The sequence below is a fragment of the Roseibium sp. R5 genome (genome assembly GCF_055755305.1).
Window position 1 is genome coordinate 4,465,704 of the sequence record NZ_CM146910.1, and the last position, 13,983, is coordinate 4,479,686.

Annotated in this window: 16 protein-coding genes; 9 read left to right on the plus strand and 7 right to left on the minus strand. The window is 56.6% G+C overall.

Annotated elements, in window-relative coordinates; translation table 11 throughout:
• Positions 1–194 precede the first annotated feature (194 nt).
• Positions 195–1,184: an NAD(P)H-dependent flavin oxidoreductase gene (locus AC0J4F_RS20715; protein ID WP_473024535.1), complete on the plus strand. Its 990-nt coding sequence runs from the start codon at positions 195–197 to the stop codon at positions 1,182–1,184.
• A 186-nt stretch (positions 1,185–1,370) separates the two neighbouring features.
• Here the strand turns inward: AC0J4F_RS20715 and AC0J4F_RS20720 are convergent, their stop codons facing one another.
• On the minus strand, positions 1,371–2,258 hold the full coding sequence (locus tag AC0J4F_RS20720) for an NUDIX hydrolase (RefSeq protein ID WP_473024536.1): 888 nt from the start codon (positions 2,256–2,258) through the stop codon (positions 1,371–1,373).
• Positions 2,259–2,409: 151 nt separating this feature from the next.
• On the opposite strand from AC0J4F_RS20720, the gene AC0J4F_RS20725 reads away from it, so the two are divergent.
• From AC0J4F_RS20725 to AC0J4F_RS20760, 8 genes are all read left to right on the plus strand, one after another.
• The gene (locus AC0J4F_RS20725) at positions 2,410–2,868 is read left to right on the plus strand and encodes an NUDIX domain-containing protein (protein WP_473024537.1); all 459 of its coding nucleotides are present in this window, start codon (positions 2,410–2,412) and stop codon (positions 2,866–2,868) included.
• A complete protein-coding gene (locus tag AC0J4F_RS20730) occupies positions 2,861–4,495 on the plus strand; it encodes a phosphotransferase (protein ID WP_473024538.1) in 1,635 nt (544 codons plus the stop codon). Before AC0J4F_RS20725 ends, AC0J4F_RS20730 begins: the two co-directional genes overlap by 8 nt.
• Complete coding sequence (locus tag AC0J4F_RS20735) at positions 4,488–5,369, plus strand: GAK system ATP-grasp enzyme (RefSeq protein WP_473024539.1); 882 nt, start codon at positions 4,488–4,490, stop codon at positions 5,367–5,369. Before AC0J4F_RS20730 ends, AC0J4F_RS20735 begins: the two co-directional genes overlap by 8 nt.
• Positions 5,366–6,439, plus strand: a complete 1,074-nt coding sequence (locus AC0J4F_RS20740) for an HprK-related kinase B (protein ID WP_473024541.1) — start codon at positions 5,366–5,368, stop codon at positions 6,437–6,439. Before AC0J4F_RS20735 ends, AC0J4F_RS20740 begins: the two co-directional genes overlap by 4 nt.
• Positions 6,436–7,140, plus strand: a complete 705-nt coding sequence (locus tag AC0J4F_RS20745) for a histidine phosphatase family protein (RefSeq protein WP_133950818.1) — start codon at positions 6,436–6,438, stop codon at positions 7,138–7,140. The genes AC0J4F_RS20740 and AC0J4F_RS20745 overlap by 4 nt, the downstream gene beginning before the upstream one ends.
• A gap of 49 nt (positions 7,141–7,189) precedes the next feature.
• Positions 7,190–8,470 carry a metallophosphoesterase family protein gene (locus AC0J4F_RS20750; protein ID WP_133951209.1) on the plus strand — a complete coding sequence of 427 codons (1,281 nt, stop codon included), beginning with the start codon at positions 7,190–7,192 and terminating at the stop codon, positions 8,468–8,470.
• Positions 8,471–8,485: 15 nt separating this feature from the next.
• Positions 8,486–8,755 carry an amphi-Trp domain-containing protein gene (locus AC0J4F_RS20755; RefSeq protein ID WP_133950820.1) on the plus strand — a complete coding sequence of 90 codons (270 nt, stop codon included), beginning with the start codon at positions 8,486–8,488 and terminating at the stop codon, positions 8,753–8,755.
• Between the two features lie 257 nt (positions 8,756–9,012).
• Positions 9,013–10,299: a tyrosine-type recombinase/integrase gene (locus AC0J4F_RS20760; RefSeq protein ID WP_473024543.1), complete on the plus strand. Its 1,287-nt coding sequence runs from the start codon at positions 9,013–9,015 to the stop codon at positions 10,297–10,299.
• A 29-nt stretch (positions 10,300–10,328) separates the two neighbouring features.
• Here AC0J4F_RS20760 and AC0J4F_RS20765 read toward each other — a convergent pair whose 3' ends face one another.
• The 6 genes from AC0J4F_RS20765 to AC0J4F_RS20790 form a co-directional block, all read right to left on the minus strand.
• On the minus strand, positions 10,329–10,610 hold the full coding sequence (locus tag AC0J4F_RS20765) for a hypothetical protein (RefSeq protein WP_473024544.1): 282 nt from the start codon (positions 10,608–10,610) through the stop codon (positions 10,329–10,331).
• 172 nt (positions 10,611–10,782) lie between these two features.
• The gene (locus AC0J4F_RS20770; protein ID WP_473024545.1) at positions 10,783–11,787 is read right to left on the minus strand and encodes an AAA family ATPase; all 1,005 of its coding nucleotides are present in this window, start codon (positions 11,785–11,787) and stop codon (positions 10,783–10,785) included.
• Between the two features lie 66 nt (positions 11,788–11,853).
• A complete protein-coding gene (locus AC0J4F_RS20775; protein WP_473024546.1) occupies positions 11,854–12,075 on the minus strand; it encodes a hypothetical protein in 222 nt (73 codons plus the stop codon).
• Positions 12,065–12,307, minus strand: a complete 243-nt coding sequence (locus tag AC0J4F_RS20780; RefSeq protein WP_473024547.1) for a hypothetical protein — start codon at positions 12,305–12,307, stop codon at positions 12,065–12,067. The genes AC0J4F_RS20775 and AC0J4F_RS20780 overlap by 11 nt, the downstream gene beginning before the upstream one ends.
• Before the next feature lie 197 nt (positions 12,308–12,504).
• On the minus strand, positions 12,505–13,047 hold the full coding sequence (locus tag AC0J4F_RS20785) for a recombinase family protein (protein WP_473024548.1): 543 nt from the start codon (positions 13,045–13,047) through the stop codon (positions 12,505–12,507).
• Between the two features lie 204 nt (positions 13,048–13,251).
• Positions 13,252–13,740 (minus strand): BRO-N domain-containing protein, encoded by a 489-nt coding sequence (locus AC0J4F_RS20790; protein WP_473024549.1) that lies wholly within the window; start codon positions 13,738–13,740, stop codon positions 13,252–13,254.
• Between the last annotated feature and the right edge of the window lie 243 nt (positions 13,741–13,983).

Genomic DNA, 13,983 nt, shown 5'->3' on the forward strand with positions numbered 1-13,983 from the left:
TCAAAGACTATTGCAAATTGAAATCTTGAGACTTGTCAAGAAAAATACAGAATTCTATTCTGACATGTGGAATAATGACCAATACGGAAGGCGTCATACGCAGACTGTTTCAGTGCGTTTTTGGTGTGATGATGACCTTCACGCAGAACGAAATCAGCGGTCGCAGAACCGTCCTACCGAGGTGACACCCAAGCATGTTGAAATCCAAAACCCTTCCGAAAGCCTTGCAAGGTTTGCGTCTTCCGGCCGTGGCCGCCCCACTCTTCATCGTCTCCGGCCCGGACCTCGTGATTGCCCAGTGCAAAGCCGGGATTGTCGGCAGCTTTCCGGCGCTCAATGCCCGTGAGAAGGATGGCGAGCCCATCATGCTGGAGATCTGGCTGAAGCAGATCACCGAGGAACTCGACCGCTACAATCAAGCAAACCCCGACACCCCGGCAGCCCCCTTCGCTGTGAACCAGATTGTGCACCGCTCCAACGGACGTCTGGAGCGCGATCTGGAAATCTGCGCCCGCTGGAAGGTGCCGATCTGGATCACGTCGCTCGGGGCGCGGGTTGAAGTCAACGAAGCAGCGCATTCCTGCGGCGGGATCACGCTGCACGATATCATCAACAACACCTTCGCCAAGAAGGCGATCCAGAAAGGCGCCGACGGCCTGATCGCCGTCGCGGCCGGGGCCGGCGGTCATGCAGGCCAGCAATCCCCGTTTGCGCTTATCCGTGAGATCCGCGAATGGTTTGATGGGCCGCTACTTCTGTCCGGCTCCATCAGCACAGGCGAAGCACTGCTTGCCGCCCGGACGCTTGGCGCGGATCTCGGATATATCGGGTCCGCCTTTATCGCGACCGAGGAAGCCAACGCGCAGGCTGAATACAAGCAAATGCTGGTCGAAAGCGGCGCGGAAGACATTGTCACATCGTCGCTCTTTACCGGTGTGTCCGGCAACTACCTTGCGCCATCGATTTCCCGTGCCGGTCTCGATCCGGCCAACTTGCCGTCTGCCGATCCCTCATCAATGAACTTCAGCTCCGGATCGTCCAAGGCCAAGGCCTGGAAGGAAATCTGGGGCGCGGGTCAGGGCATCGGGGCGCTCAAGTCGATCGTTCCGGCGGGCAAGGTTGTCGACCGGATCGAACAGGAATACCGAGAAGCCAAACAACGGATTTGCTCGGACCTCACCTGATCTGGTCCAGATCCCAGACCCTCATCTGCTGCCGCCCCCGGCCCCGAGCCGGGGCCTGAAGACCGTGGTCCCGGTTCGAAGCCGGGACAGCATTGCGCATGTGTGTGGGGCAACGACATCGGCAGAACCCGAAGCGGGAGTTACGAGAGGCCTATCAGAACGCGGCCAAGGCACCACGCTGACAAATCAGAGCTGCGCGATGAGCGGCCCGAACGCCTTCTGATACAGCATGGCTGCGGCCGTTTCCGCTGGCACCCATGTGCGTTGCCGGTGGCTTTCCTCCCAGGCATCTGCCGGCAGGATACGGGTAACTTCCATCGCATAGACCTCAACCTCGCACACCGCCCCCCACTTTTCGTAAGTGAAGGTTCCAAGGGGACCAGCGCCGACGTTGCCCTCGACACCGGCTTCTTCGCGGGCTTCCACTCCGGCCGATTCCGCAGGACTTAGGCCCGGATCGACAATGCCTTTCGGGACGACCCAATGCCGTCCACTCGATGAACCTGTTATCAGGACTTCCTTGCCCTCCGGCGTTCGGCGGAACGGAATGACGGCAGACTGGGTGTAATAATAGGCCGGCCGCTCCCGGCGTTCCGGACCATCCGGGCCGGGATAGGGAAAGAGATCCGGCAAATCCTGCGGGTCGATGACCTGACGGATTTCGGTGCCCGTAAGAGTTTTCTCAAGGCGAACAAGAACGCCCGGAGACAGGTTTTCTTGAACCCCAAGAGAGTTGAGCAGATCTGCGACCGTCTTTTTGGGCGCAACCAGTAACACACGGTCGTCATCGGCAACCGTCGGCATGACACCTTTCGTGAGATCTGGTAATTGAACCACCCCCTGCGCGGGCCAGCCGCCAGCCTTCAGCGCTTTTTGCGCGGTCGCATTGGCGCGTTCATCGGTTGTCGTGAGAGTTTTTAAAGGCCGCAAGCCGTGCTGCCCCATCCAGGCGCCGATCTTCTGGGCCTGGCGTTTTCCCTTGGTGCGCAGAGGCCGTCTCCTTTTTGCGCCGTCCCGATCCTTGGCCCCAGCGCCGGCGCAGAGAAGCAACAACTCCGTAGCGTTTTTCGTCATCTCAAATCGTCTCCACCGACAGGCTGCCCATCAGTCTATCACGGTGTGTTGGCACAGGATCTTGAACCATTTAGACCAGCCCAACGATTCGGTGTTATCAACGGTTCTGAATTGCTGTCACGTTTCCTTCTCAGAGCCACTGTACACCGCCATGAAACTGAAACAGACCAAAGTTCTGGAACCGATCCGCCCAACTGTCCGGGCCGTCATTTATCGAAACGGAGATCTTTTGGTACAGGTGAAGCAAAAGCGCGGTGCTGCGGCCTATCTGACCTTGCCGGGCGGAAAGCAGGACCCGGGCGAGACGGCAGCAGAGGCTCTGATCCGGGAATGCGCTGAAGAAGTCGGTACGACCGTGACCGTAGGCCCCCTTTTGCATGTCGCCGAAGTTTTCAAAGCCAAAACGGAGGGGAAGCGGCACCAGTTGGAGCTGCTGTTCGCGTGTAACGTTCCTGACGACTATATGCCGGTCATGGGTCCCCATCCCGACCCTTCTCAGGTCGGGACGATCTGGGCCTCTCCGGTTTCAAGAGCGGCGGAGTTCCGCCCGGCTTACGCTGCAGCGCTGACCACCACGGCACCGGTCTATCTGGGAGTTTTTGATGGCTAAACTCCCCCGATCCATTGACGAAAATCTTTATTTCTTGAGCGTGGAGATCGATGGCCAGCTCGCCGGGATGCAGGACTATTTCAAGTCCCCAAACCAGGCAGCCGCGCAAAAGGTCATTTTGCGCGCGGGCTATTCCTACAATCTCGCCTCGAAATTGACCAAAGCCAGCACGCAAATTCTGTCTCAAAAGAAAGTCACTTCCGAACAGCAGAACCTGCTGCGGAACGTCGAACTGATCGCGCAGAACCTTGACCTGATCAGCCGCCTTGCCCGTCGCAGCCTGACATACGCTGAGACTGTGGACCGCAAGGCGTATTTGAGAGGCGACACCTATGCCAAAGTGCTTAAACAGGTTCGCGACAGCCTGAAACTTATTCAGCCGGCCCTTGCCCGGTCTGACAGCAAATCCGCGGTTCGGATCGGGCAGATCCGTGAAAAGATGGAGGACCTGTACGACCGGGTGTTCCGTACACTGACCGAGGACATGCGCAAGTCCAAGCACACAGCCGATCTTGCCAATAGCCTGCTGGTTGCCAACGAAGTCCGGCGCATCGGTGACGCGCTCCAGTCGATCTCCGAAGCCATCCTGTCGGTCAATCTTGGTCAACCGGTCCAGTTCGAACGCTATTTCACGCTGAAAAGCCTCCTGCCATCGACCAAGGACGATGAACCGGTCGACATGGTCCCCTTGGCGGAAACCCGGTCCGGCAGTGCGATCTCTTCCGTGCGTTCGCGCAGCGAAAACGGGGAACCCGTCAATGCGGTCTTCAAGGACGGGGAATTGCGCAAGGTGCGCGAAGAACGGGCGGGCGTGAAAAGCTGGCACGCGATCTATCCGGGACTGGCCCCCAAAATCCTGTCCTATCAAAAGCGGGGTCAGTCAGCCGCCCTTTTGATCGAGCATCTGCCGGGCTACACATTCGAACAGCTGGTCCTCAACGAAAACGACGCCCTTCTGGCGGAAGCCCAGAAGAAGCTGGCCAAGACCCTGAACGATGTTTGGCGCAGCACACGCATGGAAGAACCCGCCGTCATGGCCTCCATGCGCCAGTTGTCCCGGCGCCTGCCCGAGGTTTACCGCGTTCATCCGGAATTCCGTGCTGAACCGCAACGTTTCGGTGGGCTGCGTTTGAAGGGTTTTGACGAACTTGTCCGGGAAGCCGCGGAGCGCGAAGACAAATTGGAAGCGGCCTTCTCCGTGCACATCCACGGCGACTTCAATCTCGACAACGTCATCTATGACCCAGCGGAAAAGAAGCTGCATTTCATCGACCTGCACCGTTCCCGCTATATGGATTACGTTCAGGACGTCTCCGTCTTCATGATTTCCAACTACCGGCTGCAAATCCAGGACATTCCGGTGCGCCGCCGACTCGCCAAAGTCGCCTGCGACCTGCAATCGGTCGCCGCAAAATTCGCCCGGTCCCAGAAAGACCGGACCTATGAGTACCGCCTCGCCCTCGGCCTTGCGCGCAGCTTTGCCACCTCCACGCGGTTCGTGTTCGACAAATCCCACGCGCGGCGCATGTTCATCCGCGCCCGTTTCTTGCTCGAACAAGCGCTGGAGTGTCCGGAGGGCAAGGAAGAGCGGTTCAAACTGCCCATCAAGGAGTTGTTCGTTGACTGACATCAAGATCGGGGTCGTTGGCATACCCGGCAAATGGTCCACAGAAGCCCTTGCCGATGTGATCGCGGCCAAAACCGGCTACCGTCTGGTGATCGACATGGCAGCCGTGACGCTCGATCTGGAAACCGGTTCTGTCATGTACCAGGGACAGGATCTTTGCGCGCTTGACGGGCTCATTATCAAGAAGATCAGCGAAATCTACAGCCCCCATGCGCTTGACCGGCTAGAGCTGCTGCGCTTTGCCGAAAGCCGCGGCGTCAAGATCTTCTCCCGCCCTGAGGCCGTATTGCGGCTGATCGACCGGCTTGCCTGCACGGTTTCCCTGCGCGCGGCCGGTGCGCCGATGCCGGCAACGATTGTGACCGAAGATCTGAAAGCTGCTGAAGCTGCGGTGGAGCGCTATGGCGCGGCCGTCTTCAAGCCGCTGTATTCCACCAAGGCACGCGGCATGTGCATTATCGAAGCGGGCGCCAACGCCCGGACCGAGATCGCCGCGTTCGCTGAAGACCATCCAGTGATGTACATCCAGCAAAAACTGAACCTTTCCGGCCAGGATCTCGGAATGGTGTTTCTGGGCGGCGACTACTTATGCACCTACGCTCGGGTCAGCCAATCCGATAGCTGGAACACAACGATCCACAGCGGCGGCAAATATGCGCCTTTTGAACCAAATGCCGACCTGATCGAGCTTGCCAGAAAAGCACAAGCGCCGTTCGGCCTTGATTTCACAACCGTCGATGTCGCACTGACCGACGATGGCCCAATCGTCTTTGAAGTGTCTGCCTTCGGCGGTTATCGCGGAGCCAAGGAAGGCTGTGGTGTCGATGCAGCCGCAGCCCTTGCCGATCATGTGATTGCAAAGGTGACGCAATGAGGACTGCCACCGATGTTCTTGCTGAGCTAAACCGCGACGGTTTGCCGGAAACGCTTTATCTTGAAACCGGTCCGGTGCGCCTTGCAGTCCGTTGCGAGGTGCCGATGGCCGTAGAGCTGCGTCACCACCTGAAAGAAGCGCTCGCAGAAGCCGGGCCGGTTGCAGCCACAATCGACGTACTGGAAGGACAAAGTCTCAACGCCCCTCCGGACTGGATCGACTGGGCGCGCGAACCGGGTAAAACCGGACGCAAGGACGCGTATGTCGATCTGGATGACGGCCGTTTGGTGCACAAGATCCGCTCGGGCATGACCTTCCTGCAATCCTCGGAAGCTCTAATCGCGTTCGGGCCCTGCCTCGCCTATCCCAATCAGGTCATCAACTTCATCAACACGCAAATCCTCAACATCTGCAAGCGGGACGGCTGGGAGATCTGCCACGCCGCTGCGGTGACCGATGGGCGACAAGGCCTGGCAATTGCCGGGCTGTCCGGTGGTGGAAAATCCACTGCCATCTTGCGCATGATGGATCTCGAACCGACCCGCTTTGTCACCAACGACAGGCTCATGGTGCGCGCAACACCGAATAGCACCGAAGGTCTCGGCATTCCCAAAAATCCGCGCATCAACCCCGGCACGATCTTGCACAATCCGCGCCTGGCCCCCTTGCTGTCCGAGGAACGAAAAAAAGAGCTGCAGCAGATGCCACCGGAAGACCTTTGGCAGCTGGAAGAAAAACATGATCTTTTCATCAGCGAGGTCTATGGCCCGGACCGCATGTCATTCACGGCGCCCCTCACCGAATTCTGGGTGTTGAACTGGAGCCGCTCTTCGACTGAGCCAACGCGCCTCGTGGATGCAGACCTCACAGAGCGGCCCGATCTCCTGGGTGCGATCATGAAAAGTGCCGGTCCGTTCTTTCAGGATGCCAATGGTGTCTTCCTGCGCGATGACGAACCGCTGGATCCGGACGCTTATCTCCGGCAGCTCAAGAGTGTCCGGATTCGCGAAGCGACCGGCGCCATCGATTTCGATGCACTGGCCGCCGCGGGCAAGGACCTCTTTGCATGACCGGATCGGCTGCCACTGGCCCCTTCGCGGTTTTGATCCGCCACGGAGACTACCACCAGCGCAAGAATGTGCCCAGTGCCCTGCAGCCCTTTCCCCTGACAGAGAAGGGCAAAACGCAAGCCGAAGTCTGCGGCGAAGATCTTGCCGCGTGGCTTTCAGACCAACGCCTGACACTCAATCCGATCGTCTATTCGTCCTGTCAGCTACGGGCCTGGCAGACGGCCTGGCTCGCGTGTGATGTCCTGATCAAACACGGACACACCTTGACCATCGAGCAGACACCTTCCCTGGCGGAACGCTCGGTCGGCAGCGCAGCAAACCTGACGCTCGAGGAGATTGAAACGATCCTTACCGAAGACCCCCGCTTTGACACGCCTCCCGTGGCATGGAAATCGGACAGCGACTATTGCCTGCCGCTGCAAGGTGCGGAATCGCTGATAATGGCGGGACAGCGGGTGGCAGATCATTTGACCCGCACAACTGCTCAGCAACCCGCTGGAACGGTGACGCTGCATTTTGGCCATGGCGCTTCTTTCCGGCACGCGGCGCACCTGCTCGGTGTCTTGACCCGTGACCAGATCGCTCAATACAGCATGCACCACGCCCGGCCGTTACATCTCTGTCACATAGAAAATGGTACATGGGCCCAAACTGGCGGCACGTGGAAGATTCGCCAGCTAACGGATAAGACGCTCGATTAGGCCTTCAATCATGGCAGTACAAACCGGTCGCGCAGCAAGATCGCACCCAATGCTGCCCCCTGTCTTCGATGATGCGGGTGAACTCGCAGCGCTTCCCCGCAACCTTGAACGCTGGCCGGTCCATGAGGATCATTCAGGCGGCAATGCCGGCGCGGTTCGCGACAGCTTGATCGCAGCCGCCTCACACGGCACCTGGACCTGGCCGGAGAAACCGGTTGTTTTCATCTCCGATCCGCATGCCGATGCCGACGGCTTTTTGCGCTCCCTCGTTTCAGCCGGTGCGGTCCGCCGCCTTAACGACGGGTTTGTCCTGACGCCCTTCGGCCGGATGGCGAAAATCATCGTCGGGGGCGATTGCCTCGATAAGGGTCCGTCCAACCTCGACATGCTGAACGCGCTGAAACGCCTGTTTGATCTGGGTGCCGACGTCCGTCTGCTTGCGGGAAATCATGATCTCCGGCTGCGCCTTGCGATCCGGGCACTGACCCTGCCGAAGGCCCCGCTGACCGAGCATCTTTTTGTCCGCATGGGCCGCAAGATCCTGCCGCTCTTAGCCGAAATCAACACACGTTACGTGACACCGGAAGACCTGGCAAACCTGCCGGACGAGGCGGAGTGCCGTGAGCGGATCTTTCCGTCCAAAAGCTGGAAAGAAACGTTCCCCGCCGCGGCCGCGCCGTATCTGACGCCCTTGGGGATCGAAAAAGAGCTCAAGAAGCTGAAGAAAAAGGCAAAACAGTTTGCCAAACAGGCGGACACGGAAGGCCTCACCATGCGCGAGGTCTATGCCGCGTCCCTGCGGTGCCGGGATCTCTTTTTGAGCCCGGACGGTGCCTACAGCTGGTTTTATTCGGCCATGGATGTGGTCGAACAGATCGGATCCATCGTCTTTCTGCATGCCGGGATCGATGACACCATGTGCGCACTGCTGGCCAAAGACGGCCCCGCCGCTGTCAACGCGCGCTACCGGCTGGAAGCCGAAGATGATCCATTTGCCTTTTATTCCGGCCCGGTTGCCAATCTGGTTCGCACCAAATACCGGCCGGTTGACGGACAACTGACGGCCTCAGGCGTTGAGCTTCTGCATCAGGCGGGCATCAAGATGATCGTTCAGGGCCACGTCAACAACCATAAAGGCCAGCGGATCCTGTCCAAGAACGGGCTGTTGCACTTGGAGGGCGACATCACGCTGGACCGGACCTCCCGGCGTCTGGAAGGCCTCACCGGCATCGGTGCGGGCGCAACGCTTATTTTCCCCTCAGGCGACGTTGTGGGCTTGAGTTCCGACTATCCAAGGGTCAAACATTTCAAGCCAGAACATCATCTTTGAGAAAAGAGTGCCTAGATGCAAAACGGTGATGGAAGTTTCCGCCACGAGTCCCTTCAAAGCCGCAAGTCCATCAAGGCGCTTTTGGAGGCGGTGACCAAGGGCATTGGCAAAGGCGAACTAACCTTGAGCGATGGCGATGAAGAGATCGTTCTGGAACCGGACGGGTTGATCACGGTGCGGGTCCGCGCCGAGCGCTCCGGCGGCTCCAACCGCATCGATCTCCGCCTCACCTGGACCGAAACCGCCGACACCCCAAAGCCAAAGAGCGATCTGAAAGTGCGCTAAGAGCTGAAAACCGACGCCCGCTCGATAAGCAACAGATCATGAACGTCCTACACCCGTTTCCTCGGGCGCGGCGCGCGAATATCCGTGTAGGTCTGGACACAAAGTGGCGGAGAGGAAGGGACTATCAGAAGGCCGCACATAACGCCCTGTCACTATTGATTTTATTGTTATTTTAGATCATATGTGCGGGGAAAACGTGTGTGGAAGCACCACTCACAGCGCATTATTTTCTCACCGTCTAGACACTCCAAATCACTATGTACATAGAACAACGCCGCCGCCGCTGGTATGCCCTGCACGACATCCCTAAAGACGCACAAGAGGCACTCAAAAAAACGCGCTTCTGCGCCTCGCTCAAGACGGAAGACCTCAGAGAAGCACAACGTCGAGCTGCCTTGCTGGAGCAGAAGTGGTTACTTCAGATTGAGACGGCGAGATCAAACTCCACCGATGCAATTGAACGTGATGCACTGTACTGGCGTGATCAGTTCCTAAACGCTAAGCCGGAAGAGAAAGACAACCTTGAGTGGTTGATATCGGACAAGGCTGATGAGTATAGGTTCGGCGCGAAGATAATGGATCCAGAGCATCCTGACTTTGAGGACCAGGAGGAGGTCAATGACTCCAGGCGCTTCTACGGGATTGCGACTGGCCAGCTCGTTCGGACAGACGAGAAGATTGAAGAATGGCTGGCTACCAGAAGCTCTCTTCAAGAAAAAACAATCAACATGTATCGAAGCGACCTTCAGAACTTCGCCGCAGCTTTTACGTATGTGAATGACATTGAAAGACGCTCTGTAACTGCCTGGTATCAGGGGCGGCTCGCCGAAGGCTTGAAGCCCAAAACAATGCAGAGGATCGTGGGCGCAGTTCGCGGGTACTGGGGTTACCTTCAAGACATAGAGCTCGTATCTGCTGAAAAAGACCCATTCGAGAGCTTATCGACCAAGAACAACTCAAAACGCTCAAGCGAAAAATCCAGACGACCGTTTGCACCGTCTGAGGTTTCCTGGCTGCTTGACGCTGCCATGCACAAAGGAGATGACAGCCTTGCAGACCTTATTCGACTGGCCATGTGGACCGGTTGCCGGATCGAGTCACTATGCTCACTAAAACTCGAACATGTTGCCGATGACCATATTCAGATCACGGAGGACAAGACCAACGCCGGTCGACGTAAGGTACCTGTCCATCCGAAGCTCAAACCAGCACTGGATCGCCTGACGCAGTCGAGCACAGACGGCTATGTCTTATCAGGTCTCACTGAAAACAAGTACGGAGACCGGAGCAACGCCATAGGAAAGCGGTTCGGCAATCTTAAGCGCAAGCTCGGCTTCGGTCCGGAGCATGTGTTTCACTCAATTCGCAAAACCGTCATCACGCAGTTAGAACAGGCAGGAGTTCCTGAGAACGTGACGGCTGACATCGTTGGTCACGAGAAGAAGACCATTACCTATGGCCTTTACTCCGGCGGCAATTCGCTTTCGACGTTGACCGAAGCCATTGCCAAGCTGGCGTATCCAAAGAAGACCGCAACCCGATGACATCGTCTGACAGACGAACTGGAGTTCCCCTACCATCCGCCAGATACCACTAGGTTTTGCTGCCGCAGATCCAGGCTATCACCATTCAGGTAGACGATGCGCCCATTGGATGTTGGGACAAGCGCCCTGGCAACCAGCTCTGGCTTTCTATTGCCCTTACGGTAATCACGAACATATTTCCTGCCTTTGCCGTTATCTGCGATGTAGAAACTCATCGACCAACCGTCGTTTCGCAGTTGGTTCAACTGGCTTTCATTCACCTGGAATGTGCGTCCTTCAACACTGGTTGGGACGATTACTGTTTTATGCAAAGTATGTTGCTCCAAAAAAGAGAGGAAGGAGTGGAAACCCCCGCCGCCAAGACGTCTCTATCACATTGTAAATAAAAGAGGTTTCCAGTTTCCACACCTAGTAAGACATAGAAACTGGAAACGTATGGCCTATAAGTGAGGGCTACGCCCCCCTCACGGATCACCGCACTGGTCAGAAGTCATCGTTATCATCTTCTTCATCAAGCAGCTCGCGGGCCTCGTCATGACACTTGGTGATCTCTTCCAGCGTGATCAAACCGGCCGCGATTGCCGCCTTCTTCCGTTTGGAGATGGTGCCCTTTGACACGTCCTGAGCGTGAGCGATGCTTTCAGCAGTTGGATGCTCTCTCGAACGAACCGCCCGGACGTATTCTAGGAGTTCGGGTTTGTTGGAGATCTCATATGTCCAGCCGAAATCGCTCAGAGTAACCTGACGGTCCTGCACCTCTTCTGTCCGACGGGCTCTCACCTTCTCCCAAACCATCTTGAATGAAGCTGCCCCGTCCACTGCATCACTCGTAGATGGTTCGAGGCGAATGATCGTGTTGCACGTAACAGAGAGCTTTTGGGAACCTCGATAAGACCCGTCGCCGCCGCCATTCTTGCGGGCGTGATGCACAAGTAACACCGCACAGCCTAGACGCTGTAAATGCCGCATGACATCAAGGATCGGGTTCATTGCACTGGCAGCATTTTCATCCTCAACGGTCACGAGGGTGGAGAAGTTGTCCAGAACGACAAGATCCACTTGTTCCTCGTCTGCTGTCTCGATCAACCAATCACGATGCTTGGTCTCGTTGAGATCCGGAAACCAGCTGTCAGGGAACTGATCGCGAAAGGCGAGGAGCTGCAGATTGGCCGTCGCCTGTTCTTTATCAATCCCAGGAAGCACGGAAACGAGCTGTTGTGTGCGGTCTGCGAGATCGTGAACATCCATTTCACCGTCCACGTAGAGTACTCGTCGAGGCTGATCAGCAGCCCAGTCCATCAATGAACCACCTCCGGATATTGCCAATGCAATCGACATAGACAGGAAGGTCTTGCCGACACCAGATGGCGCGTACAGCATCACTTGATGTCCGGGGGCAAACCACGTTCCCAGTATTGGTTCCGGGCGTGGTGGTAAGTCTTTCATCATCTCACTGATTGGGCGAACTCGGGGATCGCGTTTTGTCATTTCATCTGATCCATACGAAAAACCCCGCCGTGAGGCAGGGTCATAAGGTTGATTATTTTGAGGTTTTTATGTGCTGTCCGGCCTGTTGGACGGCTCTTTGAGAATGTCGACGAGATCGGAGAGCAGGTGTCGTCCCTGCTCCTCAACGCAGAAGCGGACTGTCTCTGTGAGTGACCACTTCTTTTTGGTCATCGTCTCCAAGGTGTCTCGGACAAGGTGCACCAGAGTCCGACCGTCCTTGTTGGCGTACATGGAGATGCTGACCACATGCCTTGGGTCAGTTGGCATTGCAGTCAACGAGCACTCGAACAATACCAGTGCCATGACAGGGGTTGGTGCTGCTGTCTGAGGTGACGCCGGGGCGGTCGACTTGTTCTGACGTTTGCCGGAGTGCAAAGCGAATGGCATCTGCAGTAGTGGGAAATGTCCCTGGCCGGAGAGATCGCATCAGCACTTTGATCTCTTCGATCTGCTGACACATCACTTCGCTGGCCCGGATCGTGAAACGGGAAGGCTTCATCAGGTCCTCTTTGTGGTTTCGGCCAATCTGGTCACAAAAAAGACCCCGCTGCAGAACAACGGGGCCAATGGATTGGATCAGATGACCTTTGTGGTCGACTTGAGAAAACGGCTGCAAAAAGCCGGGCCGCTCTCTCGGAAGGACCGACTAAGGCAATCAGGCGTTTCCCGAGTGTGATTAACCTGATAACGCTCCGATCATGGCCTCAGAGCTCGGTAGACTGACGCTCGTCCAATACCGAGTTGTCGGGCGATCTCAGACGCCCCAAGTCCATCCGCTCGAAGGGCCTTTACTCTCTCTGCGTCGACACTCGGCTTCCGTCCCTTGTAGACACCCTTGGCCTTCGCCTTGGCAATTCCCTCAAGCTGTCTTTCCCGACGTAGGTTGGTCTCGAACTCTGCGAACACACCAAGCATGTCCAGGAACGCCTTACCAGCCGCTGTCGTTGTATCGATGGGCTGTTCGGTTGCTTGAAGAGCGACACCGCGCTGTTTCAGAGCTCGAACCATGTCTTGCAGATCTCCAATCGAACGTGCCAAGCGGTCGATGCGTGTAACCACAAGGGTGTCACCGTCGCGGAGGAACTCCAGCAGGGTTTCGAGTTCCTGCCGTCCCGCTCTCGTAGTGCCGCTGACCTTCTCTTCGCGGATGATCGAACAGCCCGCATCCTTCAAAGCGTCAACTTGGATTGTCAGGTCCTGATCTGTCGAGCTGACACGTGCATAACCGTACTTGGTCAAAGCGACCTCCGTCTCATTAGCGTCTAGAGGTCATTTAGGTATTGTCTCAGAATCCTCAGGTCAACCCTTTTGGTACATGTTTCACGTCTCAGTCAGACGTCTCGATAGCGTACACTCATATGAGATCTCAACCGACTTCAGGCCAGCTCCAAGCCGGAACCTCCCCCGCCGCTGTTTCGCGACGGAGGTCAGCTTCTTGATGCATCATACCTGAGTGGTCAGATGCTTCTCAGTGCTTTGTGAGAGTACTGTTTTAATGAAAGCCTCTTTCACTGCCCGTATATCTCTCTCGCACTTGTCCATGAGAACATCTGAGTTGCCGGCCGCGTTGGAAACGTCAGCGCCAATGCAAGTTTCGTGGTGCGAAGACAAATAGGCATCCATTGTGCTGGTAACTTCTCGCGCCAACCATTGACGAAATTCCCATGACTTGCTTGGGCACATGAGGTGGGTCAAAAGATAGGCGCCATATTCAGAGACTGCAGTCCACTCTCCAGTCATTGGTTCAGTCCAGTCCTGCGAGATATCCTCCAGGTCGAAGTAGCGCAGTTCCGCTTCTGGAAGTCCTGCGAACCCCCTATCGCCTATGCCCATACCATCGAGAATGCTGCTAAAGACCAGCCAATATTCACCATTCTGAACGATGGTGTGAAGGTCGTGACCTTTGAAGTTGAAAGTGAAGACTTCGATCATTGGGTTTCCTGTCGTGTTTCGTAAAGTTGGGGGATGGCGGTTTTTTTGCCGGTACGTCCGACTTAATCGAAAGCTGCAGAAACAAGCGGATGTGGGATAGCTCAAGCACAAGGGGGTACGGGGGGCATTTGTGTTTCCGCTCCCGGTGAGAAGCGGTCGCAAATCCGGGAGAAATATTCAAACGCCGGATAAATGCCAACGGTTGAAGACAGTGTTGACACCACCTCAAGGTCAGGCAATGGT